Origin of the sequence: Labrenzia sp. PO1 (assembly GCF_012273635.1) — a bacterium.
Lineage (GTDB): Bacteria > Pseudomonadota > Alphaproteobacteria > Rhizobiales > Stappiaceae > Roseibium > Roseibium algicola.
Genome location: NZ_JAAXCR010000003.1, coordinates 176,979 through 200,281 on the forward strand (window position 1 = coordinate 176,979; position 23,303 = coordinate 200,281).

Below are 23,303 nucleotides of genomic sequence, written 5' to 3' on the forward strand. Positions count from 1 at the left end.
CCAACCAGTTTATCTGACCGGATTTCCAGGCAAGAGGACCGCGCCCTTCGGGGCGCGGTTTTTTTGTGTCCAGAATTTCCGTCTTCAGGCCCGGGTGACAGGCTCGCGCAAGGTCCAGTTCCGATAGTGGGTCAAACAGAACGTTACGTGCATGAAGGGGTTATGCATGCCGGGCCGTGAACACGCCGAAAAACTATGGGCAAACCTGATGGAACTGGGAGTGCGCAGACTTATCGCGCTCGCCTTGATCGGGCTCGCCACAATCGCGACCGTCGGCGCGGGAGCATATTACTTGAGCCGACCGGAACAGACCGTCCTCTATACGGGTCTCGATGGTGAAGACGTCACCCGCATCGGTTCCGCGTTGCGGGACGCCGGCATTCCTTTCGACATCAATTCGGAAGGCTCCGCCGTCATGGTGAGCCATGCGCAGACAGCCAAGGCGCGCATGCTTCTGGCCGAAAAGGGGCTCCCGCGTGGAGCCAACTCCGGCTACGAGCTCTTCGACGAGTTGGGGTCGCTTGGGTTGACGTCCTTCATGCAGGAAGTGACACGGGTGCGAGCGCTTGAAGGTGAGCTTGCCCGAACCATCCAGCTCATGAAGGGGATCCGGGCAGCGCGCGTTCATATCGTGTTGCCAGAGAAAGGATCTTTCAGGCGCGATCAGCAGCCGCCGTCGGCATCTGTCGTCATCCGTTCCGATGTGCCAGACGATGTGCGAACCGCCGATGCCATCCGCCACCTGGTTGCTGCCGGTGTTCCGGGCATGCAAGCCGACAAGGTTACTGTGCTCGACACGTCCGGTGGTATCCTGGCGGCCGGCCAGGATCCGACCAAGGCCTCCGCAGGCCAGCTCGCCAGCCTTGAGACGGCTGTCAGCAGCCGGATCCAGGAAAACATTCGCAAGACCCTGACGCCATATCTTGGCCTGGACAACTTCGAGGTCAGTGTCGCCGCGGAGCTCAACACGGACCGCAAGACGATTGCCGAGACGATTTTCGATCCGGACTCGCGGACCGAGCGCTCCATCCGGACCATTCGCGAAAACGAGAACGCTCAGAACTCCAGCGTCTCGGCACCGACAACGGTCGAGCAGAACCTTCCTGAAGAGGATGTGTCCGCGGACAACGGTGAGCGTTCCAGCGAAGAAAACGAGCGGCGCGAGGAAACCGTCAATTACGAGATCTCCTCCAAACGCATCGAGACGTCTCAGGATGGCTATCGTGTCGACCGTCTGTCCATTGCGGTTCTGGTTGATAAGTCCCGTCTTGCACAGTCTCTTGGCGGCGAACCGACCCAGGCTCAACTGGATGAACAGCTGACGGAAATCGAAGCTCTGGTTGCCTCTTCTGCGGGGATTGAAAAAGAACGGGGAGACCTGGTCAAGGTTGCTGTCGTCGACTTCATTGACGGCGGCCGGGCCATGGAGCCGATCCCGCCGATCAGCATCACTGAATATCTGATGCGCCAGTCCGGCAACATCATCAATGCGCTCGCAATCCTGACCGTGTCGATGCTGGTGATCTGGTTTGGTCTGCGGCCTGCCGTGGCTGCACTGGTGCCGCAAATGGCCAAGCCGCAGGTCGAAATGGCCGAACTCGGAATGCTGCCGGAAGCTGCGGAAGGGACTGCAGAAGCAGTCGACGGGGATCAGACCTTCCTGATGCCGCCGGATCATTCCGACATGCTGCAGGACCTCAACAGCCGGCGCAACAAGTCCGCGCTCCGGAAGCTGGAATCCTTGCTGGAGTTCAACGAGGAACAGTCTGCCGCGATCCTGCGCCAGTGGCTCTATGAATCGGAGCGCATCTAATGACCACCTCAATCGCTTCCCATATTCCCGTCCTGTCCGCCTCCAGATTCAAGTCCTTCGGTGCATTCGACCCCGCTCTCGTGGACGTTCTGGAGCCTTGCGAGGAAGCTGTGCCCGAACCCAGCCTGGAAGAACAGCTTCAGGCCGAATACGAGCGCGGCCTGGCGGAAGGCAGTGACCGCACGATGGCTCATTTTCAGGCCATCCTGGAACAGGAGCGCGAAGAGCACGCAAGGCAGCTCAAAGACGAGCGTGACCGGTTCGACATGCGTGAATCGGCCAACGTGAGCGCCTCCATCGAAGGCTTCCTCAATGTTATGGAGCAGCGGATCTCCTATTCGCTTTCCAAGCTTCTTCAACCTTTCCTGACAGAGCAGATCGTCGACCAGCTGGTCGATGCCTTTGCCGGCAATCTTCGGCAACTGACCGAGGAAACGGAGGGCAAAATGATCAGGCTGCGCGGACCGGAAACTCTGGTCAGCCGAGTGCTGGAGCAGTTGCCGGCCTTGAGAGACCGGATCGACGTTCAGCATGCTGATCAGGTCGAACTGGTGGCTCTGCTTGACGAGACAACCATTGAAACACGGCTCGGACAATGGCTCGGCCAGCTTGAAGCCTTGAAAGGGGAGGCAGACTGATGTTGGACGGCGTCCCGAATGAAATCGTAATTGTCCGGCGCAAGAACAGCTGGGAAGACGATCAGCTGCCACATGGCGTCTGGAAGATTGCCTACGCGGATTTCATGACCGCATTGATGGCCTTTTTTCTGGTCATGTGGCTGATCAACGTGACCGACGACAGCGTGCGTCGCGGCGTTGCGCAGTATTTCAACCCGGTCAAACTTGCCTCCACGGCTCCGAACCGTAAGGGCCTGAACGATCCGGAGATCAACGGCGATACCAACGAAGCCGGCACCAAGCTTTTCACCGGTAAATTGGGTGGGTCTGATGCGCCGGTCGATCAGGATGAGAACTTCGGTGATGGCCTGGACAAGGGACACAGACTGGAGGAGGTGGTCGAGACACCGGAGATGGGTGGGGCACCGGCCTCTGGGCAGTTTACCCAGACCCATTCGGAATCGATCCTTTTCACGGATCCCTATGCCGTACTCGACACCCTTTCGCAGAAAATCCGTGTCGCTGATGTGCGGGAGGACAACCCAAAGGGTATCGGTACAGGTCTTCAGAAAAACGAAGGCTTTCAGGGTGGGCAGGCCTATCGGGATCCCTTTGATCCGATGTTCTGGCAGTTCCGTCCTGGCCGAGGTGTCGCCAGTGCCGAGGCAGCTCCTGACGTAAGTTTGCCGGGCGATGGTACCGCGCCTTCTTCCCAGGCTCTGGCCGGCGAATTCGCCTTTGCTGCGCCGTTTGAAGATGGCTCTCAACCTGAGACCGGCATTACCCGGCAAAACGGAAACGCTGTCCCTGGAAATGGGCCTAGCAACGGGGACTACATGGCGGAACAATCCGGAACGACGTCCTTTGAATTTGTCGGCAACGGCGCACTTCCCGACAACGGGGATACGACGGATCAGGTCGTCGCTCATGTGCTTGGCAAGTCGCTTCAGGCGTCTTCAACCGAGGTGATCGCTGAAGTCCAGACAGAAACGGTCATTGGTACCGGAGACGGTGAGGGCACCTACGAAGAAGACTTCACGGAAAGCAGCGCCGAGGTACTGGTCGCCCGTCTTTCGGAAGTCCTTGCCCAGACTGAAGGGACAGCTCTTGAGGAAACCGCCAGTCAGATTACGGTGACGAGAGAAGGTGAGGGAGCCTTGATCAGCCTTACCGATGACCAGAACTTCGGTATGTTCGCCATCGGGTCTGCCGAGCCGCGCCCGGAACTCGTCAAACTGCTTGAACGGATTGGCAAGGTGGTTGCCGAAACTCCGGGACAGATTGTCATCAAGGGTCATACGGACGCGCGCCCTTTCAAAAGCAAGACCTATGACAACTGGCGCTTGTCGTCGGCACGCGCCCACATGGCTCTCTACATGCTCACTCGCGGAGGTGTCGGCAAGGACAGGTTCAACCGGGTCGAAGGCTATGCCGATCAGGATCTGAAAGTTCCGTCCGATCCTCTTGCTGCCTCCAACAGGCGGATTGAGATCTACTTGCTGGAAGGGGTTCGGTAATGCGCTGCCTCTCCAACAGGATCCCATGCTTCAAAGGTCTGTTCCTTGGCTTGATGGCGGCCGTCTTCTGGGTGTCGGCAGGCTGGGCGCAGCAGGTTGGCAAGCAGACTTCGGATCCGGAACCATTTGAAATGATCCGGTCGCTGCAGTCCTTGCAGGAGCAGATCGCACAGGGCAACAGCCATGCGATGCAGGCGCAGCGAGCCTTGCTGACTAAGATGGACGCAAGTTTCGTCGTGTTGCCAGCTGATGCGTGGCAGGAACCGCGCAACGCGCGGGCGGCCGTCATCCATCTTCTGAGTGGCGGACACCCAGACATAATGCGGTATCTCTTGTCCCTCGATCCGGCACCCGCTGTCGACCGCAAACTCATGGAAGCGTCGCTTGCCTATGTCGAAGGCAGGGAAGAGGACATGATCGTTCTTCTGGCGGAGATCGATCCGCTGGAACTGCCGGCAAGCCTGGGGGGGCATGTCGCACTGGTAAAGGCTGCACCCTACATCCGCACGGATCCGGAAAAGGCGATGGAACTGCTTCAGGTCGCCAGCCTACTGATGCCTGGAACGCTCGTCGAGGAAGCTGCTCTTCGCCGGGAAGTATTCGTCGCTGGGATGACCGGCAACGTCGATCGCTTTCGAGTTCTCAGCATCCGGTATCTTCGCCGGTTCCGCACGTCGGTTTACGCTGGTGATTTCCGCAGGCGATTTGCCCTGTCACTGGACACGCTCGGATTTGTCAAAAGCGAGGACAAGTTCGCGCTCCTGGATGACGTGCTGCACGAATTCGATGCCGACAGCAGGCGCGGTCTTTATCTTCGGCTGGCCCGTTCCGCCCTGCTGGCAGGCCATCTGAATGTCGCGCGAAAAGCAACGGGAGAAGCGTTGACGCTAACCGTCGACGGCACCAAGGAAAACGAAATCCTGAAGATCTATCTTGCGGCAACCCGTCTCGACCCGGAATTCATCACAGCCAACCGAGACCTGTTGTGGTCGATCGACAAGTCGATCCTGACTGCGCAGGACCTGGCGATGCTTGACGGCGTCTACACCGTGCTTAACTCGGTCCGGCATTTTCCGGAGCCGCCACCCAACGTGATCGGCGAATTCAACGTCGCGACCAATATGGACGCTCCTGAAGATCAAAGCTGGGTCAGCGCGGACATGGAACTTGCAAATGTTCTGTTGCGCCGGACGGGAAAGTCCCTCGCTCAATTGGGAGAACAGGATGAGCGTTAACACTCAGGCTTTCGTTCCGACTGCGCCGAAGTCCGGCAAGTCGACGGACGCTGGAACGGGCGAGCGCGGGCAAACCTCTTCCAAAGAAGCCGCGGCTGCATTCCAGGCCGTCATGCAGAACATGAAAAAAGGCGATGCTGCCGAAGATGCGGCAGGAAAACCCGGGTCTGAAACATCTGATCAGGCAGACGGGACTACGGGCGACGCCAACGGCAAGACCGGTTCCGGCAAGGAACAGGCGGCAGGTTCGGCGGCGTTTTCGACCAGCAATCTTGTCGACGCCCTGCGTCAGGCTTCCCAGAACGCACTGTCACGCAAGGCGAAGGATGGCGAAGGCCTGGATGGTGCGGCCAAGGGACAAACGGACCCGAAGGCAGAAACCATGTTGCAGAGTTCAGCAGCCCATGTGGGATTGTCGCTAAATGCGGTGCTGGCTGGAAAACCCGGGCAGGTTCCCTCGTCACAGGCCCAGCCTGGCGCGGCCCCTATGCCTTCGCTCCTGCAAGGGCAGGCCAACGGCATGCCGGTTGGCGATCCTGATGGACCTGCACAGACCGGAACTTCTTCGCTCTTCGCGCAGTTCGGCGTCGAACCGGAGGCAATTTCCGACGGCGAGGGACGTGGGGCTATTGGCCGGTCCATGTTGCCGGAGGAAGCGGCGGGAACCGTCAAGGTTCTGCGCCAGGAAACCCACTTTGCACCGAATATGCGACTCTCCCCCGCGCAACAGGTTGGTGACCAGATCGCCGCTGCGGTCAAGGATATGGCTTCCAGCTCCGCATCACTTGACGGTGGCATATCTGCCAAGGCGGAAGGCCCTGTTCTGAAAACACTGGATATCCAGCTCACGCCTCATGAGCTCGGCACCGTGAAAGTGTCTCTCAGGATGGTCGGTGATACAGTGGAAGTGTCGCTTGTAACGAGCAGGGTGCAAACTGCGGAACTCCTGAAGCAAGACCGGCAACTGCTCGATCAGATGCTCAGGGCGACCGGGGTCAAGGCTGATGCCATCACGATCCAGGCCGGAGACGACCGGATCCAGGTCCAGGCGGGAAGCAACGCTTCAGGCCCTCAGGCCCAGAACCAGAACCAGAGTGGCGCTGGTGGCGGTAACCCGTTTGACGGCCAACCGCAGAGTTCCGGCAACGGTGCCGGACAGCAGAATGGGCGTCCGGGTCAAAACTCCAGAGAAGACGCGTATCAGGCTTCTGAAACAACAAGAGGAACAGGTCATGAGGAAGGTTCTGACATCAGCCTTTCTGACGGCATCTATCTTTAGTGCTCTCGCCGTTAGCGTGCCTGCGGCTGCCGAGACCCAGAACGTTTGCGAACGCGAGATGATCTCGGCAGCGCGAAAATACAACGTGCCGCTCGGCGTGCTTTATGCGGTCGGGCTGACGGAAACCGGGCGGCGCAATTCGCTGTACCCCTATGCCCTCAATATCGAGGGAAAGTCCGTGTTTCCTCCCAGCCGGCAAGCCGCGAAGCAGGACGTGATTGATGCACAACAGCACGGCAAGAAGCTGATCGACATCGGCTGCATGCAGATCAACCATCATTACCACGGTGACCAGTTCCGTTCGGTGGATCAGATGCTGGAACCACGTGCAAATGTGCAATATGCGGCAAGGTTCCTGAAGGACCTGAGGCGGCGCCAGGGATCCTGGACGATGGCTGTTGCCCGCTATCATGCGGGTCCGAACAATGATCCCGCGCAAAAACGGTATGTCTGCACGGTGATCCGCAATATGGTTGCTTCCGGTTTTGGAAACTGGACACAGCAGTCAAAGCAATTCTGCGGCGCCTGATCTCTGAAAAGCACCGGACAGCTTGCCCGGTGCTTTCGTTTTGTTTGATAGATAAATTTTTACATAATTAAGTATCTGAATGGAAAGAATAACTATTTTCTCGCAACAGCTTCGCGCAAGTTAGGTCGGTTTGACTGTCTCCAGTTGATTTGGACACAGGAGACCTGTCATGGGCCTTTTCGGAGTTATGCGAACCGGCGTTTCCGGCATGAACGCACAGTCGAGCAAGCTCGGCACAGTTGCCGAAAACATTATGAACTCGAGCACGACAGGCTATAAGCGCGCCCAGTCGGAATTTTCCTCACTGGTTGTTTCGCAAGGGGCTGGCTCGTTCAACTCCGGCGGCGTCGAGGCGCACACCCAGTACCAGGTTTCCAAGCAGGGAAACATCAGCTTCACCACGTCGAAGCTTGATCTTGCGGTGGATGGCAACGGCTTCTTCGTTGTCGGCAACGAGGCAGGTGAAAGCTTTCTAACCCGCGCCGGTCACTTCGTTCCGGATGGAGATGGCTATCTCCTGAATACGGCCGGCTATTATCTCCAGGGCTATCCGATCACGGGCAACACCGCGCCAACAACCGTTGCCAACGGTCTTGGTGGTCTGGAGCGGATCAACATCACCCAGAACCAGCTGGAAGCCACTCCCACCAGCGAAGCGTTCCTGCGCGTGAACGTGAGTGAAGACGCGGCGATTGTACCGGCGGCGGATCTGCCCTCCGCCAACGCAGCAACCGCGAGCTATTCCCACAAGACGTCCATGATCGTGTACGATAACCTCGGCAACGAGGTGAAACTGGATGTCTATTACTCCAAGGTCACGGAAACGGCTGCAGACAGTGACTGGGAAGTCTCGATCTACAACGCGGCAGATGCCGCACCCGGTGGCGGGTTTCCCTATACCTCTCCGGCATTGAATACCCAGACGCTGACCTTCGACGTCACCACAGGCAATCTCACCGGTGCCAGTGCGACCGCAATCAATATCGCGGTTCCCAATGGTGGCACCTTCGACCTGGACCTTGATCAGTCGACCTACCTGAATGCCGATTTCACGGTCACCAACGTTGATGCGGACGGGAACGCGCCGAGTGCGGTGAAGAACGTTGAATTCTCTGACGACGGCACTCTGTTTGCCATCTACACCAACGGTGACCGTCGGGCGATCTACAAGATCCCGCTGGCGGATGTACCGAGCCCGGACAGGCTCTCCAACAAATCCGGCAACGTCTACAGCACGTCCTTCGATTCCGGTGATGTCCGGGTCGGTTTCGCGGGCGAGGGCGGCCTGGGCAGCATCAAGGTTGGTGGTCTTGAGGACTCCAACGTCGATCTCGGCAACGAGCTCACCTCGATGATCGAATCCCAGCGCACCTACACGGCCAATTCCCAGGTGTTCAAGGCCGGTTCCGACCTGCTCGAGCAGCTCGTCAACCTGGTCCGCTAACACGGCTCACCCGCCAATCGGAAAGTTATTGTCATGAGTTTGTCTGTAGCCCTCAAAGTCGCCCAGTCCGCGCTGGCCGCAAGGCAGACAGAATCCTCCGTGGTTTCGCGAAACATTGCCGGGGCTCAAGACCCCGGCTACTCGCGCAAATCCGTTCTGTTGAGCCAGACCTACACCGACACCGGTCAGGCCGGCGGCCTCAAGGTCGACGGTATCGGCCGGGTGACGGACAGCGCGCTGTATTCGTCGCTCCTGTCCTCCACCTCCACTGGATCCTCCCAGGAAGCGGTCTTGGCGGGCCTTACCCGTCTCGCTGAAACCACAGGCGATACCCAGAACCACATGTCCGCTGCGGCAAAACTCGGGGCGCTGAAGCTGTCGCTTCAAAACTATGCTTCCGACCCCAGCAACGCGATCCAGGCGCAGGACGTTCTGCAGGCCTCCAAGGACATGGTGCAGACGCTCCAGTCCGGAACGGCACTGGTGCAGGGTGTGCGTACTAACGCGGATGCGGACATGGCGACCTCCGTGCGTGAGATCAACACGCTGTTGAAACAACTCGAAGATCTCAACTCGGTTATCGTGCGGGGAACGCAATCGGGGGCTGATGTCACCGATGCCCACGACAGCCGCGACCAGGTTCTGCTCAAGCTGTCCGAGGAAATCGGCATTACCACGCTGAACCGCAGCAATGGCGATATTGTGGTCTACACGGACAGCGGCGTGACGCTGTTTGAAACCAAGGCCAGAGCGGTCACCTTCGAGCCGACCATTGTTTATGGTGCTGCTACCACGGGTAATTCCGTGATGGTGGACGGCGTTCCCGTGGCGGGACCGGGCGCTCTCATGGAGATCAAGTCCGGCAGGCTGCAAGGTCTTGCTGAACTGCGCGACGAAGTCGCGGTGACCTACCAGAGCCAGCTCGACGAAATCGCGCGTGGTCTGATCGAAGCCTTCGCCGAAAGCGATCAGAGCGGTGGCGGCAATCCGGATCAGGCTGGCCTGTTCACGTGGTCCGGTGCACCGGCGGTGCCGGCATCCGGCACCCATATCACCGGGCTTGCTGCGGAAATCGTCGTCAATGCTAACGCCGATCCGGATCAGGGCGGCGACCTGGACAGGTTGCGCGATGGCGGCATCTCCGATCCGTTCGATCCCAATTACAACTACAACCCGTCCGGCGCTGCCGGGTTCTCCGACCGTCTGCAGGTACTGGTTTCCGCGTTTGACAAGGACACCGTTTTCGACAGCGGCGTGGAACTCGATCCGACCGACACGTTGTCCGGCTTTGCCGCTTCGTCCGTCAGCTGGCTGGAAGCCGGCCGAAAGACCATGACGAGCAATGTCGAGGTGCAGACCGTCATTCTCAGTCGGACGGCTGAAAACCTCAACAACAAGACAGGCGTCAACATCGACGAAGAAATGACGCTGCTACTGGAAATCGAGCGATCTTACTCAGCGGCGACACGGCTCATCAGCGCCGTCGACGGCATGCTGGAAGACCTTCTGGCCGCGGCGAGGTAACAGTTATGAAAACCACCTATATCTCCACGATCACACTCGCCGATGCGTCTCGCCGGCAGATCCAAAACCAGTCCAGCCTCGTGCAGAAGCTCAGCATTGAGCTGTCCTCCGGCCGCAAATACGACGTCGGCCTGGATCTTGGGACCAAGACCGGCGAAAGCGTGTCGCTTCGGTCCGAGTTTCATTTTCTTAATGGCATCATGGATACCAACGCGCTTACCGCGTCGCGGCTCGATGTCAGCCAGGCGGCAATGGGCGACATTCTGACCGATGCGCAGGACTTTCTGGCGACCCTTGTGGCCCTGCGTGAGAACAACGGCAGTTCGGACATCGTCAAGGCGGATGCCGTCGGCAATCTGGAGCTTCTGACGTCCCGTCTGAACACCCAGCTCAACGGCAATTTCGTCTTTGCCGGCATCAATACGGACCAGGAACCTTTCGCGGATTATTCCGATCCGACGTCTCCGAACAAATTGGCCGCCGATGCAGCGTTCATGACCGAGTTCGGGATGGCGCAATCCAACCCGGGCGTTTCGGGCATCACACCTGCGGCAATGTCCACTTATCTGAACGGTGCCTTCGAGACGATGTTCCAGAACCCGGCCTGGGGCACGTCCTGGTCGAGTGCGTCCAGCAACGTGATGGTCAGCCGTATTTCGGCGAGTGAAACGGTGTCCAGTTCCGTCAGCGCCAACGAGAAGGCCTTCAGAGACCTGGCCGCGGCCTACACGATGATGTCCGACCTCGGTAACGAGGACCTTGATCCCGAAACCTGGAAGGTCGTGGTCAACAAGGCCATCGAGAAGCTCGGCACCGGTATTGCCGATGTCACCAGCCAGATGGGCAAGCTCGGCAATGTGCAGGAGCAGGTCAAGTTGGCGAGTGAACGGTTGAAGGTTCAAACCGACATCCTGAACCGGCGCATCAACGACCTTGAAAACGTCAATCTGGAGGAAACGTCGGTGCGTCTCAACACGGCTCTGACACAGCTTGAGACCACCTATGCGGTCACGGCCCGCATGCAGGGTCTGAGCATTCTCAACTACCTGTGATCGTGGCCGAATGTCTGATTTTTCGTATCAAACCCAACCTTGAGAGGGCCCATGTACAATTTGTCTTACGCTGAGGTTATGGACGATCTTTGCTCTGACCAGCGGCTCAACGAACATGAGGCAATGTCGATCGTGATCGGCAAGCTCAACGTCGCCCAGGAGCGCGGCGTCAAGTCTCCCGAAGCCGTCGACGCGCTGTTCTACACACGGCGCCTGTGGAGCTACTTCCTGGAACACCTGGCGGACGACGCCAACGAATTGCCGATCGAAACGAGAGCCAATCTGATCTCTGTCGGCATCTGGGTCCTGAAAGAGGTCGAATCCTTGCGCCAGTGGGAGCAGGAGGACTTCTCCGACATCATCCAGATCAATTCCATCATCCGCGACAGCCTGGACGGTTAAACTCATGAAAATCGGTTTGAAAGCGGGCGAACGCCTGTTCATCAACGGTGCGGTGATCCGGGCCGAACGGAAAACCAACATCGAACTGCTGAATGATGCCGTATTCCTGCTGGAAGCCCATGTGCTTCAGCCAGAAGAGGCGACGACGCCGCTTCGCCAGCTCTACTTCATTCTCCAGACCATGATCATCGATCCGGCAGCCGCCGGTGCGGTTCAGGACATGTTCCATCTCGTGCTTGGTTCCGTGAAGTCGGCGTTCTCGAACAAGGAGGTGCTGATGCATCTCGACAAGGTTGAGGAGCTGGCAAAAACGGATCGGTGGTTCGAGGCAATGAAGGTTGTGCGTGCGCTCTATCCGCTGGAGGCAAGCCTGATGCTGGCCGAAAAGAACCGGCGCGCGCAGGAAACCCGGCAGACCGCCCCCCGGCCGGCGCCAAGAGAAAATTTTCAGTACGGCCCCAGGCTGGCCGTTGTTTAAGGAGTGATTAGATGACCAGTGTTGAAGGCGTCAGCGCCACCCAGGGTGCTGCCTCGACTGCATCCGCTCAGAAGCAGCTGACTGTCGACTACGACACCTTCCTGCATCTGATGATGGCTCAGATGCAGAACCAGGATCCGACCAATCCCATGGACGCGTCCGAACAGCTCGCGCAGCTCGCAAGCTTCAGCCAAGTTGAGCAGTCTATTCAGACGAACGCCAAGCTGGAAACGCTTCTGACCAACCTTTCGTTCGGTCAGGTAGATGATCTTATCGGGCGGACCGTGACCGACGCCAACGGCACGACGGGTGTCGTGGAAAAGGTTGAAGTCTATTCCGACGGCACCGTGCTCGCGCTCGACAACGGTCAGGGTGTTCTGCTTGGACCGGGTGTAACCATTTCCTGAGCGGATGGAATGATATGAATGAAGTTGATGCCCTGGACCTGGTCCGGACTGCAATCTGGACGATCCTTGTCGGATCTGCCCCCGCGATCGTACCGGCGATGATTGTCGGTATCGGAATTGCATTGCTGCAGGCCCTGACCCAGGTTCAGGAAATCACTCTTACCTTCATTCCGAAGATCGTGGCGATCCTGGTCATGATCGTGGTCGCCGGACCTTTCATCGGCGGCCAGATCTACTCGTTGACGACCCTGATCTACAATCGGATCGAAACGGGGTTCTAGCGACGGTCTGCAGGACTATTCTTGCATGGTTTCAGGTGCCGTCGTGGTCCTGAATTTATTTGTCGTCCAGTTTTGCAGCGAAAGCTGTAAGCCGGGATCAGGTCCTTTGCGTTGTCGGCGAAACCTTTCACCTTGGCGCATGTCGCTAATGGATACAGGCCTTTGCCGCGATGACAAGGTAGATGCGTTTCTCGCATCCATTTCTCCTTGAACCACGACTTGCTTCAAGTGCGAAGGCCGCTCCCTTCAGAGCCTGGAGCGACCATCGTCGGTCAGAGCGCTCACCCTTTCCCGAACTTCCCTCCTGAAATCCTTCTTCAAAAAAGCCTCGCGCAAGCTTCAAGGGCGAGGTTGCCAGGTATCAGACCTGCAGCAGAGAGAAGGCATGACAGACACCTCCCTTTCGCCGGCTGCCGGCAATGCGCCGGACAGCCGCCGCGACGTCGGCTTTGCCATAGGCATCGTCCTAATCCTGGCCGTTCTTTTTCTGCCAATCCCGACATTCCTGATCGATATCGGCCTGGCCATGTCGATCGCGCTGTCGGTCTTGATCCTGATGGTCTCGCTCTGGATCCAGCGTCCGCTCGATTTCTCGTCTTTCCCGACGATCCTGCTGATCGCCACCATGCTGCGACTGTCGCTCAATATCTCGACAACGCGCATGATCCTTGCCAACGGCCACGAAGGGCTGAATGCGGCAGGCTATGTGATCAACGGCTTTTCGCAATTCGTGATGAGCGGTGACTTTGTCATCGGTCTGATTGTTTTTGCGATCCTGGTCATCGTCAACTTCATGGTCATCACCAAGGGCGCAACCCGTATTGCGGAAGTCGGCGCACGCTTCACTCTGGACGCGATCCCGGGCAAGCAGATGGCGATCGATGCGGATCTTTCCGCAGGCCTTATCGATGACAAGGAAGCACAGCGTCGGCGCAAGGAACTGGAAGAGGAAAGCTCCTTTTTCGGCGCCATGGATGGTGCCTCCAAATTCGTCCGCGGCGACGCGATTGCCGGCCTGATCATCACGGCTGTGAACATCCTTGGCGGCATCGTCATTGGCGTGACCCGCTATGACATGACGGTTTCCAACGCGGCAGACGTTTTCACCAAGCTCTCCGTAGGCGATGGCCTCGTCTCCCAGATCCCGGCGCTGATCGTTTCGCTGGCGGCCGGTCTGCTGGTGTCCAAGGGCGGCACCAGAGGGTCGACCGACAAGGCTGTTCTCGGCCAGCTTGGCGGCTATCCGCGTGCCCTGTTCGTCGCAGCTATCCTGATGGCCATCTTCGCGTTGATGCCTGGTCTGCCCATGTTGCCGTTCCTGCTGCTGGCGATCCTGATGGGCTTTATCGGCTATGCCATTCCGCGGCGTTTGGCAGCGGCGAAAAAGGTCGAGGACGACAAGATACGCGCAGCGGAGGAACAGGCAAAGCTTGAGGAAAAGGACTCCGTCAAGGAAACGCTCAAATCGGCTGAGGTCGAACTGGTGCTTGGCAAGCAGCTTTCCGCCGAGCTGCTGACGCGAACCGGTGAACTGTCTCGCCGCGTTGCCAAGATGCGCCGGAAGTTTGCCGAGCAGTATGGTTTTGTCGTGCCCGATATTCGGGTCACCGACAGTCTGACGCTTGATCCGAAGAGCTACCAGATCAAGATCCACGGCACCATCATCGCCTCGCAGCATCTGAAAGTGGGTGAACTGCTGGTCATTCCGAACAATGATGAGGCACTGCCGGTACCGGCTGACCAGACGCGTGAGCCTGCATTCGGGATGCCAGCTTACTGGGTGCCGCCTGCGTACAAGGACGAACTCAAGCGCCGCGGCATGACGCCGGCCGAGAACATCACGGTCATCCTCACGCATCTGAGCGAAGTGATCCGCAACAACCTGCCGCAGCTCTTGTCCTACAAGGATATGCGCAAGCTGTTCGACAGGCTGGACCCGGAGTACCAGAAGCTTCTCGACGATATCTGTCCGGCGCACACGTCTTTCTCCGGTCTGCAAGCGGTGCTCAAGCTTTTGCTGGCGGAACGGGTTTCGATCCGGAATCTAAACCTGATCCTGGAAGCCGTTGCCGAGATCGTTCCACACGTCCGCAGATCGGAGCAGGTGGTGGAGCACGTTCGAATGCGCATCGCCCAGCAGATTTGCGGCGACCTTGCAGAAGGCGGCCCTCTGAAAGTGCTGCGTCTCGGAAACCGATGGGATCTAGCCTTCCACAATGCCCTGAAACGGGACGGGAAGGGCGACGTCATCGAGTTCGACATCGAGCCGCAACTGGTGGAGGAATTCGGCACGCAAATGTCCGACGCGGTAAAGAAACACATGAAGGACGGCAGCCGCTTCGCGGTGGTAGCGGCACCTGATGCCCGGCCATACGTACGCATGATCGTGGAGCGCATGTTCCCGACCTTGCCGGTCCTGTCGCATCTTGAAATCGCACGCGGAGTGGATGTTTCCGCGCTCGGAAGCGTCTCGTGATTTCCGGCGGCCTCTTTTTCAGCACCTTCAGCTCCTCGCTGCTTCTGGCGGTCTTCCTGTTGTTTTGCCGAATAGGAGCGTGCCTGATGGTGATCCCGGGGTTCGGTAGCAACCGTGTGCCGGTGCATGTTCGCCTGTTCATCGCGCTTTCCGTGGCGTTGGCCTTGTCGCCCCTGTTGGCGCCAGGCGTACAGGCGTCCCTGCCGGATGAGCAGCTCGGCACTGTTGCCGGCTTCATCGGGGCGGAGTTGCTGACCGGAGCCTTCATCGGTTTTCTGGGACGCATCTTTCTGGCGGCCCTGGAGACGCTGACGACGCTGGTGTCCATGGCAATCGGCCTGTCGAACATGCCGGGCATGCCGATCGATGGCGTGGATTCCCTGCCGCCTGTCGCAAACCTTTTCACGGTGACGGCAACGGCGATGGTCTTCATCACCAACCAGCATTGGGAAATTCTGCGCGGGCTGGCAGCCTCGTATGAAGCGATCCCGGTCGGGCAGCCGCTGGCGGCCGTGACGAGCCTGGAGCAGTTTGCCGAGCAGTTGGGCCGAACCTTCATCCTGGCATTGCGGGTTTGCAGCCCGTTCATCGTCTACACGGTTGTTGTGAACTTTGCCGTCGGCCTCGTCAACAAGCTGACACCGCAGATCCCGGTCTACTTCATCTCCATGCCGTTCGTGATCGCGGGTGGTCTCTACTTTCTTTATCTCGTCATCGCGGAGGCCATCATGATCTTCCTCGACGGCTACTTCACTTGGCTCCAGATAGGTTAGGCAAACCTGACCGTGAAAGGTTCCTGTTCCATGGCAAGAAAAAGTCAGGATATTGAACGTTTGTTCCGGATGCAGAAGCAGATTTTCCTGTTTTCATCCTGGCTACTTCAGAAGCTTGACGCTCAGGTCTATCAGCTGAACGAAAAGGAAAGACGCATTTTGCTGGCCCTTTCGAATGGCGACCTGGCACAGCACGACAGGTTTATCGCCAACGCTGCCGAGCGGCTGAGACGCATCATCGAGGAGATGTCACGGCTCAGCGAAGCGCGCGCAAAGGTGAACTCCGAATACGATCGCCAGCGGCTGATGCTGAAACTCATGGCTGAACGTCTCGCCAGGATGCGTGGGGAGGAACAGCGTGCTGAAGAAGAACGGGACCTGATGGATCTCCTCGACCGCAGATACGGGTGAAAGCCGCTTGGCGTGAACGGGGCATATTCGTCGCCGTCCAGCAAGAAGACGCAAGCCTCCCGCAAGCTGCGCAGGCTATTCCTGAGGATGCAAACAAGGTTCGGTTCAAGTGTATTGCTTGCCTTGCCCTGTCGCCTGCCGGGCCTTGTTTGCACCTTATGTTTTTCGAGGAGCCCAGCATGGCGATTTCGCCTCCTTCAGATCTGATCCTGGATGTGTCCAAGGCTGCCGATCCGGTGAACCTTGCTGACGCCACGAACCGTCTCAGGTCCATTTCCGCTGGTGGTTCGGGAGATGGCTTTGCACTTGCCTATGCCGGTGCGACGAACCGGGCAGGAGCCACTGAAGGCAGTTTTCGAACCGCCAATTACGAAGGACCGTCCCAAAAGTCTCCTGCGGAGAAATTCGAGGCGATGATCCTCAGCCAGTTCGTCGAAACAATGCTTCCAGATGACTCCGAAGCGGTCTTCGGGTCCGGAACCGCCGGGGAAATCTGGAAATCGATGCTTGCCGAACAGGTCGCAAACCAGCTTGCCGCCAGTGGTGGCGTCGGTATCGCCGGCCTGATTTCAGATACGCTTGAAAAGGGAGTTAAAGCCTGATGGACGCTGCCAACGATGTTGAATTTCAGGACGTTGCCGTGACCGATCTCGCACTTCAGGAATTCACCCCCGATCCGGTGCGATCCATGCCGCTTGTGGTCGCCGTTCGCCGAGCAATCGGCGCTGTGCGCGAGGAAACCCGGGCGCTTCGTGCAAACCCGACAGCGGACCTGAAGATCTTCGAATACGGCAAGAGCCAGGCTTTGCTTGACCTGTCCAGGGCTCGGACACTCGTGCCGCCGGCGTTCTATTCTGAAGAGCTGCGCGAAGACATCGCCGAATTCAAGGAAGTGCTCGATGAGAATGTCGGCCTGTTGCAACTGCATATGAATGCGGTGACGGAAGTTGTCGGCATGATGTCCAGAACCATGATCGACTATGAATCCGACGGCACGTATCAGGCACCGTTTCCGGAGAGGGCTCGATGATAAAGACCATCGTTGCCGGCCTCTGGATGTCTGCCACCATGCTGGCGTCCGGTTACGGCACCACGCAGTATCTGGCAGCCCAGAAAAGGGTCGGCGACGATGAGCCGGCGTTTGTAGGGCTGGATTATGAGACAGTGAACCCGGTCAACGTGCCGATCCTGTTTGATGGCACGCTGCAGGGATATGTGGTGATCAAGATGGTCTTCACAGCGGATGGCGATACATTGCGCCGCCTGCCTGTACCGCCACACCCTTTCCTGGTGGATGAAGCCTTCCGGGTACTCTATTCGGACGAAACCCTCGATTTCCGTAGCCTGGAACGTTACGACCTGGAGGCTTTCACCGAAAGTCTCAAGAAAACCACCAACGCTCGTCTCGGCCGACCCGTGGTGCACGACGTCCTGGTGGAGGAATTCAACTATTTCGACAAGGAAGACGTGATCACGCACTAGCCGCTGATCCTTGTCTTGTACTGAAAAACTTCTTCTGCCGCCTCCCAGGCAATTGGCGCCCAGGTTCGGTTGGGCGCTTTTTTTTGATCCTCACCGCGGCCTGTTTTGTGCTTGATGGAACAGGACTATTCGGAAAACCTACGGAATAGACCGGGCGCAGAGAGCGCTACTTTGCCTGGTACGGTTTGGAGGATAAGCCCATGAAGACGATAACGGTATCGAGCAGTAGTGGCTCAGTCGATCTGACTTCCGATGATATCCAGGTTTTGGAAAACGCAGTTGAAATCCTGCTTTATTCCGATGTTGAAGATGGTGAGCAGGCGAGGGAAATGCGGCTAACCGGAAAAAGCCTGCACGAAATCATGGAGCGCTTGTCGACGCTTCTGGGAGAGTGAATTGGTACAATAGCTGGTCAATATAAATTCGTGGTGCTTGTTTCGCGGCATTTAGCGAATGCCGATTTCAGCCATCGGTATCGAAAATCGTGTCGATCGCCTGGAAGATGGTCTTGTAGACACCGATTTCGTCTTTGGCGAAATCTCCATGCGGCACCGCTCTTTTTGCTTCGGCAATCAAGTCGGCCTTGATGGCTTCCAAATCCACTTGCGTACCCATCGGCCGATTTGAGAGCTCCACGTGCAGGCGTTTGGCGATCCCGGCATAGGCGACGATTGCAGTCACCATGTGGGCGGGATCTTCCGGGATCTGGATTTTCTTCATACGCGCCGTTTCTCTGGTTTCAGTTGCAGGTAGTTTCCAGGTCCGGAAGACCCGAAACGCGCGGCAGGGCCAACTGCATATGGTGCTAGGCTGGCAGAATTGAAGCAAGTTGGCGAATTTCGGTAAGTTGCCGATGGGTCATGCGAAATAGCGGGCCGGCACACTGTTCGCATCTGTGCGGACGAGCTGCCTGACAAACCGGAAATTATTTGGGATGCCTGAAACGCAACTACCGCAACCGGGCGTCCTTCAGGGCCTCAAGCAGCAGTTCCGTTTCTTTCGCCTTGTTGCCACCGGCGTCCGGCACTTCGACATAGGAAACGTTGACTGCATTGTCCGGCCAGGCGAGGACGGCGGTAAAATAGATCCAGACACCCTTGTTGAAGAATTCCAGATCCAGGGAAATGCGCGGGGTGGTTTCCCACTCGACATCTGCCTGTGCGGCCATGGAATAGCGCAAGGAGCCTTCCTTGAAGAAGAGCTCGGCCGATGTCTTGATCAATTCATCGATATTGCCGTGCTGGTCTGTTCGGATATAGGCGACGAAGTCGACCACATCGACGAGTTTCAGATCTTCGATAAATTCGGTCAGAGCAGAGGCAATTGCTTCCTGGCGCTGCCGGTCGCATTCCAGTGGCGACGGTTTCGTGCCGTTGCCTTCAGGCATATCGTGCATTCCCCGGACCTCCAAATACATTAAATTATACAGCAGTTTTGGTCTGGCGTGAGTACACGTAGCAAATGATTTCCGCAACTGCCCTGTAGAATTCCGGCGGGATCATCCTTTCAACTTCTGTAGCGGCGTAGAGAGACCGTGCAAGTTGCCGGTCCTCGATCACGGGAATATTGTTCGCCTCGGCGATCTCCCTGATCTTCAGCGCAATCAGATCCTGCCCTTTAGCTACAACAATCGGGGCAGGGTTTTGGTCCCCGTCGTAGCGCAAGGCAACAGCGAAGTGTGTCGGATTGGCAACAATGAGGGTTGCTTGCGGCACGGCTGACATCATGCGATTTCGTGCCCGGTCGCGTGCGAGCGAGCGTTGCCGGGCCTTGACGATCGGGTCGCCTTCCATCTGCTTGTGCTCGTCCTTGATCTCCTGCTTGCTCATGCGCAGGTTCTTGCGCCAGTGCGAGCGGGACCAGAGAATGTCGACTGTAACCAGTAGAATGGTAACGATGCAGACGCCGGCGATCAGCTTCATCGATATCTGAAGGATCGCTTCGGGAAGTGCGCTTGGATCTGTGAACATGGCGTTGATCAGTTCCGCTTCATTCGCCCGGAACTGGCCATAGACGATGGCACTGACCGTGGAGAACTTGAAGACTGCCTTGAGGAACTCCACAAGGCCCTGGGCTCCGAATATGCGGCTCCAGCCCTTGGCCAGCGAGAGCTTGGAGGCATCCGGCTTGATGCGGTGAAAAACGATGCTGGGCGTGTTCTGCAAAAAAGCGGACGCAAGACCGGACGCGGCAAGCAGTGCGACAATCGGGGCGAGGAAGACCATGACCTCGATCGACACCGCATGTGAGAGCAGCAATGCGTCGGCGCTGTTTCCAAGATCCACTCCTCCCGAAAGGTCCAGAAGATGCGTCAGCGTTTGCACGAGCTGACTCGATGCCGATGTAACAACGAAACTGCCGATCAAGAGCGTCGCGATAAATGTTGCCAGAACGGGGGCTTCCCGTGAGACCGGGGTGTTGCCCTTTTCTATGGCATCGCTGATCTTTTTCTCGGTCGGTTCCTCTGTTTTTGAATCCTTGTCTTCTTCCGACATCCAGCCACCCGGTGTTCAGGCTCAGATCACGTCGAACCGCTTGCAAAGACGATTACGCAAAGAATGCGCCTTCGTCCTGCTTCGGATTCAGCTCGATTTCGCCACGCGACGCCATTTCCAGTGCGAGGTTGGTGATCGCACTGCGGGCATCCAGAACGTCGCGCTGAGCGGCCGGTTCGCCGGCTGCAAGTTCGTGTTCGGCGATACGACGTGCGCGTGATGTCAGCGATGACAGGATCACTTCCCGGAACTGGGCATTGGTTCCCTTCAGTGCCAGCACGATCCGGTCCGTCGGGATCTGATCGAAAATCGCCATGCGGGTCCGGGCGTTGAGATTGGTGATGTCGTCGAAGGTGAAGAGCAGACCCTTCAGAAGTTCTGCGGTTTTCGGTTTCACCTCGTTCAAGTTCTCCAGAGCGTCTTCCATGTGCTCGCGGTCCATCTTGTTGAGAATGTCCGCCATGCGAGCATGGGAGTCGGCTTCCAGGGTACCCGACAGGTTGAGCATGAAATCCTCATGCATGGTCTTTTCGACGTCGCGCATGATTTCCGGTACAACCGCCTTGATCGACAGCATGCGCCGGACAAGAGAGTTGCGCGTCTGGTTATTGATCTGGCCGAGAACCTTTGCTGCTGCGCTCGGCTTTATTTTTGTCAGGATCAGCGCTGCGGTTTGCGGGTGTTCCTTCAGGAGATAATTTGCGAACACCGTTTCGGAAACCGTGGTCAACCGGTCCCAGATGGACCGGTTGGAGTTGCCGAGCACGTCCGACATGATGTCTGCAAGCTGATCGTCCGGCAGGACACCTTCCAGCATTTTCTCCACTTCGTTGGCCGAACCATAAAGCGTCGTGCCATGAGAGAACTGCTCGATGAATTCCTCGGCCAGCCGATCAAGTTCTTCCGATGCCACCGTGCCGAGCTGAGCTGCCGAGACGGTGATCATCCGGATTTCTTCCTGATCGAAATGCCGGAGCAGTTTCTGCGAACTCGTCTTGCCCAGCGACAGCAGCAGAGCGGCCACGCGCTGTGTACCGTTCATTCGGCGGGCAGGCGGAGCTGGCGGCTTGGCCAGGTTTGCAGCGGTTGCTGCGGCGGCGTTAGCGGAATTCATCATTTTGTCACTTCAATCCTAAGGAGACAGCCTTGGGCAAACCGGAGAATGTGAGGCCGGAGAAATTCGACCTCAGATATCCATACCGCCGGCCTGGGCGCTCATGATCTCCGTCAACGAAACGCCGAAGCGCGAGTTGTCGTCTTCTACGACCACTACTTCTCCGCGGGCGATGACACGGCCGTTGACCACGATGTCGATCGGTTCGCCGACACGATGATTGAGCGGAATGACCGCGCCGCGACCGAGTTTCAGGAGGTTGGAAACCAGCATGGTCGCAGATCCGAGAACCACCTGGATGTTCACGGGAATGCCGAGGATGGTGTCGAGATTTCGGTCGTCACCGATTGTATCGCCATTCTGGTTCTTTTCCGGCGATTCCACCTTGGCGAAACTCGCGGCATCGGCCGGGCGGGTTTTCGGGCCTTTTTCAGCGTCGATGTGATCGATGATTGTTTCGGACATTACATCTTATCCTTCTGGTTCATGGAGACCGTGCGGAACGGGCTTTGCAGCGAATTGTCGATACGGTGGACGCGCGTGGGCGCCTGTTGATGGACCTGGCCGCGATGAATGGTCGTTTCCTTGCGCCCGCCGGACTGAGCGGAACCGGCGGCGCCAGCTGCCTGCTCGCCTGCCGTGTCTTCGGCGAAGATGTCGATGTCGTCGCGAACGGGCGCAAAGCGCTTCGGGTCATGCAGGACGGCGGTCGCCTTGGAGAGCTCTTTCAGCTCCGCGCGCAGCACGGACTGCTGGCGTTTTGCCTCACGGGTCAGACCGTCGATTTCCGCGATCAGCTCCCGAGCATCGTCCATCCGGTTGCCGAGCGCATTGAGGATCTGTGCACCCTTGACGTTGATCTCCTGGATCGAGACCTCGATGCCGTCGAGCGCGAGGGCGGTCTGATCGAAGATACGCTGGTAGTCATCGTGGTAGCTGCCCAGTCGGCGCAGCTCCCGGTGCATGGAAAGCATCCGGACCGTGGTCGCGACAAGCGCGAGCAGGAGAACGCCATCAACGATTGCGGAGATCATCGAACAGATCCTTTTCTTCCTCATGGATGAGCTCATCGATCTGCAACGTGTAGGATCCGTTCAACTGTCCGAGCTGGCAGGTGAAGACGGGTTGGTCGTTGCAGGCGAGTGTGACCGGAGAGCGGGCTGTCGCCTGAAGTTCGATGACCTGTCCGACCCGGAGGTTTGCCAGGTCGCCGAGCGACATTTCACGTTCTTCGAGAATGGCTTCCAGCTTGACTTCGGTGCGCTGGATCTCGTTGTGGAAATGCTGGGTCCACTGTTTGTCGCGGCTCGACATCTCGCCGGACAGAACCTGGGAAAGGCGCTGCCGCAGCGGGTTGAGTGTCGAGTGCGGCATGACGATGAACACTTCGCCGCCGCGCCCGATTGCCTGTTGCAGAAGGCGAGCCACCACGGCAGGGTTGTTCCGCCGGCCTACCACCGCAAAGTCCATGCGGCTTTCGATGCGCTCGATCTTCAGCGTTGTTTCGGCAATCGGGGCAAAGCTTTCGGCCAGTGCCTTGGCAGCTACCTCGAACATGGTGCGCGCGATCCGCGTTTCGATGTTCGAGAAGGGGCGCTCGTCGTCGATGGGAGGCTCGGTCCCGTCAGCACCGAAGAGGACATCCACCAGTGTGAAGATGAAGTCCCGGTCGAAGCCGACGAGTACACGGGCGTCCCATTCCGGAGAATAAAGCACGGCCACCAGAGCATTGGATTCGAACTCGTCGAGTACGTCGCCGATGCGGTTGTTTTCAACGTAGCTCACCGAAATGTAGGACGGTGAGGGGGACTTCTGGCGCATGGCGTCGGCCATCAGGCGGGCCATGCGGTCGAACACCACCGGAAGCATCGGCAGGCGGTCAACGGAAATTCCGGCGGCATCCAGCAGTCTGTCGGCGATCATCGCGCGTTCGGAGCTGGAAGCATTGGAGCTTGCGGTCGCTGCTTCGATCAT

The 23,303-nt window shown here is 58.0% G+C and carries 27 protein-coding genes; 20 read left to right on the plus strand and 7 right to left on the minus strand.

The features are described 5' to 3' along the window. The first annotated feature begins 166 nt into the window (after positions 1–166). From fliF to HCG46_RS15925, 20 genes are all read left to right on the plus strand, one after another. Positions 167–1,813: a flagellar basal-body MS-ring/collar protein FliF gene (gene fliF, locus HCG46_RS15830; RefSeq protein ID WP_055654459.1), complete on the plus strand. Its 1,647-nt coding sequence runs from the start codon at positions 167–169 to the stop codon at positions 1,811–1,813. Beyond that, positions 1,813–2,451 carry a hypothetical protein gene (locus HCG46_RS15835; protein ID WP_055654457.1) on the plus strand — a complete coding sequence of 213 codons (639 nt, stop codon included), beginning with the start codon at positions 1,813–1,815 and terminating at the stop codon, positions 2,449–2,451. The genes fliF and HCG46_RS15835 overlap by 1 nt, the downstream gene beginning before the upstream one ends. Continuing rightward, positions 2,451–3,947, plus strand: a complete 1,497-nt coding sequence (locus HCG46_RS15840) for a MotB family protein (RefSeq protein WP_168686780.1) — start codon at positions 2,451–2,453, stop codon at positions 3,945–3,947. Before HCG46_RS15835 ends, HCG46_RS15840 begins: the two co-directional genes overlap by 1 nt. After that, positions 3,947–5,182: a chemotaxis protein gene (locus HCG46_RS15845; protein ID WP_168686781.1), complete on the plus strand. Its 1,236-nt coding sequence runs from the start codon at positions 3,947–3,949 to the stop codon at positions 5,180–5,182. The genes HCG46_RS15840 and HCG46_RS15845 overlap by 1 nt, the downstream gene beginning before the upstream one ends. Further along, on the plus strand, positions 5,172–6,461 hold the full coding sequence (locus HCG46_RS15850) for a flagellar hook-length control protein FliK (protein WP_168686782.1): 1,290 nt from the start codon (positions 5,172–5,174) through the stop codon (positions 6,459–6,461). The genes HCG46_RS15845 and HCG46_RS15850 overlap by 11 nt, the downstream gene beginning before the upstream one ends. After that, on the plus strand, positions 6,415–6,990 hold the full coding sequence (locus tag HCG46_RS15855; RefSeq protein WP_062488687.1) for a transglycosylase SLT domain-containing protein: 576 nt from the start codon (positions 6,415–6,417) through the stop codon (positions 6,988–6,990). Before HCG46_RS15850 ends, HCG46_RS15855 begins: the two co-directional genes overlap by 47 nt. A 169-nt stretch (positions 6,991–7,159) precedes the next feature. Further along, a complete protein-coding gene (locus HCG46_RS15860) occupies positions 7,160–8,434 on the plus strand; it encodes a flagellar hook protein FlgE (RefSeq protein WP_168686783.1) in 1,275 nt (424 codons plus the stop codon). A gap of 33 nt (positions 8,435–8,467) precedes the next feature. After that, positions 8,468–9,958, plus strand: coding sequence for a flagellar hook-associated protein FlgK (gene flgK / locus HCG46_RS15865; protein WP_168686784.1), 1,491 nt, complete (start codon positions 8,468–8,470; stop codon positions 9,956–9,958). Positions 9,959–9,963: 5 nt separating this feature from the next. Beyond that, a complete protein-coding gene (locus HCG46_RS15870; RefSeq protein WP_168686785.1) occupies positions 9,964–11,010 on the plus strand; it encodes a flagellar hook-associated family protein in 1,047 nt (348 codons plus the stop codon). Between the two features lie 51 nt (positions 11,011–11,061). Beyond that, positions 11,062–11,412 (plus strand): flagellar biosynthesis regulator FlaF, encoded by a 351-nt coding sequence (flaF, locus tag HCG46_RS15875; RefSeq protein ID WP_022998513.1) that lies wholly within the window; start codon positions 11,062–11,064, stop codon positions 11,410–11,412. A 4-nt stretch (positions 11,413–11,416) separates the two neighbouring features. Beyond that, positions 11,417–11,890, plus strand: coding sequence for a flagellar biosynthesis repressor FlbT (flbT, locus tag HCG46_RS15880; protein ID WP_022998514.1), 474 nt, complete (start codon positions 11,417–11,419; stop codon positions 11,888–11,890). Positions 11,891–11,901: 11 nt separating this feature from the next. Further along, complete coding sequence (gene flgD, locus HCG46_RS15885) at positions 11,902–12,297, plus strand: flagellar hook assembly protein FlgD (RefSeq protein ID WP_022998515.1); 396 nt, start codon at positions 11,902–11,904, stop codon at positions 12,295–12,297. 14 nt (positions 12,298–12,311) lie between these two features. Beyond that, positions 12,312–12,578, plus strand: coding sequence for a flagellar biosynthesis protein FliQ (fliQ, locus tag HCG46_RS15890; protein ID WP_022998516.1), 267 nt, complete (start codon positions 12,312–12,314; stop codon positions 12,576–12,578). 385 nt (positions 12,579–12,963) lie between these two features. Then, positions 12,964–15,054: a flagellar biosynthesis protein FlhA gene (gene flhA, locus HCG46_RS15895; protein WP_055654445.1), complete on the plus strand. Its 2,091-nt coding sequence runs from the start codon at positions 12,964–12,966 to the stop codon at positions 15,052–15,054. Next, positions 15,051–15,827: a flagellar biosynthesis protein FliR gene (gene fliR, locus HCG46_RS15900; protein ID WP_022998518.1), complete on the plus strand. Its 777-nt coding sequence runs from the start codon at positions 15,051–15,053 to the stop codon at positions 15,825–15,827. The genes flhA and fliR overlap by 4 nt, the downstream gene beginning before the upstream one ends. A gap of 30 nt (positions 15,828–15,857) precedes the next feature. After that, complete coding sequence (locus HCG46_RS15905; RefSeq protein ID WP_055656561.1) at positions 15,858–16,238, plus strand: hypothetical protein; 381 nt, start codon at positions 15,858–15,860, stop codon at positions 16,236–16,238. Positions 16,239–16,417: 179 nt separating this feature from the next. Beyond that, positions 16,418–16,840: a rod-binding protein gene (locus HCG46_RS15910; protein WP_031268441.1), complete on the plus strand. Its 423-nt coding sequence runs from the start codon at positions 16,418–16,420 to the stop codon at positions 16,838–16,840. Then, complete coding sequence (locus HCG46_RS15915) at positions 16,840–17,268, plus strand: hypothetical protein (protein WP_055654443.1); 429 nt, start codon at positions 16,840–16,842, stop codon at positions 17,266–17,268. The genes HCG46_RS15910 and HCG46_RS15915 overlap by 1 nt, the downstream gene beginning before the upstream one ends. Then, entirely contained in the window at positions 17,265–17,720 is a 456-nt protein-coding gene (locus HCG46_RS15920) for a hypothetical protein (RefSeq protein ID WP_168686786.1), read from the plus strand. Before HCG46_RS15915 ends, HCG46_RS15920 begins: the two co-directional genes overlap by 4 nt. A 200-nt stretch (positions 17,721–17,920) precedes the next feature. After that, positions 17,921–18,115, plus strand: coding sequence for a hypothetical protein (locus HCG46_RS15925; protein WP_168686787.1), 195 nt, complete (start codon positions 17,921–17,923; stop codon positions 18,113–18,115). Between the two features lie 67 nt (positions 18,116–18,182). Here the strand turns inward: HCG46_RS15925 and HCG46_RS15930 are convergent, their stop codons facing one another. The 7 genes from HCG46_RS15930 to HCG46_RS15960 form a co-directional block, all read right to left on the minus strand. Beyond that, a complete protein-coding gene (locus HCG46_RS15930) occupies positions 18,183–18,440 on the minus strand; it encodes a hypothetical protein (protein ID WP_022998524.1) in 258 nt (85 codons plus the stop codon). A 229-nt stretch (positions 18,441–18,669) separates the two neighbouring features. Further along, positions 18,670–19,116, minus strand: coding sequence for a hypothetical protein (locus HCG46_RS15935; RefSeq protein ID WP_022998525.1), 447 nt, complete (start codon positions 19,114–19,116; stop codon positions 18,670–18,672). 25 nt (positions 19,117–19,141) lie between these two features. Then, positions 19,142–20,215 carry a flagellar biosynthesis protein FlhB gene (gene flhB, locus HCG46_RS15940; RefSeq protein ID WP_168686788.1) on the minus strand — a complete coding sequence of 358 codons (1,074 nt, stop codon included), beginning with the start codon at positions 20,213–20,215 and terminating at the stop codon, positions 19,142–19,144. A 52-nt stretch (positions 20,216–20,267) separates the two neighbouring features. Next, entirely contained in the window at positions 20,268–21,332 is a 1,065-nt protein-coding gene (locus HCG46_RS15945; RefSeq protein ID WP_022998527.1) for a flagellar motor switch protein FliG, read from the minus strand. Between the two features lie 69 nt (positions 21,333–21,401). Beyond that, positions 21,402–21,794 carry a flagellar motor switch protein FliN gene (fliN, locus tag HCG46_RS15950; RefSeq protein WP_022998528.1) on the minus strand — a complete coding sequence of 131 codons (393 nt, stop codon included), beginning with the start codon at positions 21,792–21,794 and terminating at the stop codon, positions 21,402–21,404. Further along, positions 21,794–22,363, minus strand: coding sequence for a hypothetical protein (locus HCG46_RS15955; RefSeq protein ID WP_168686789.1), 570 nt, complete (start codon positions 22,361–22,363; stop codon positions 21,794–21,796). Before HCG46_RS15955 ends, fliN begins: the two co-directional genes overlap by 1 nt. Next, on the minus strand, positions 22,344–23,303 hold the full coding sequence (locus tag HCG46_RS15960) for a FliM/FliN family flagellar motor switch protein (RefSeq protein ID WP_006934597.1): 960 nt from the start codon (positions 23,301–23,303) through the stop codon (positions 22,344–22,346). The genes HCG46_RS15955 and HCG46_RS15960 overlap by 20 nt, the downstream gene beginning before the upstream one ends.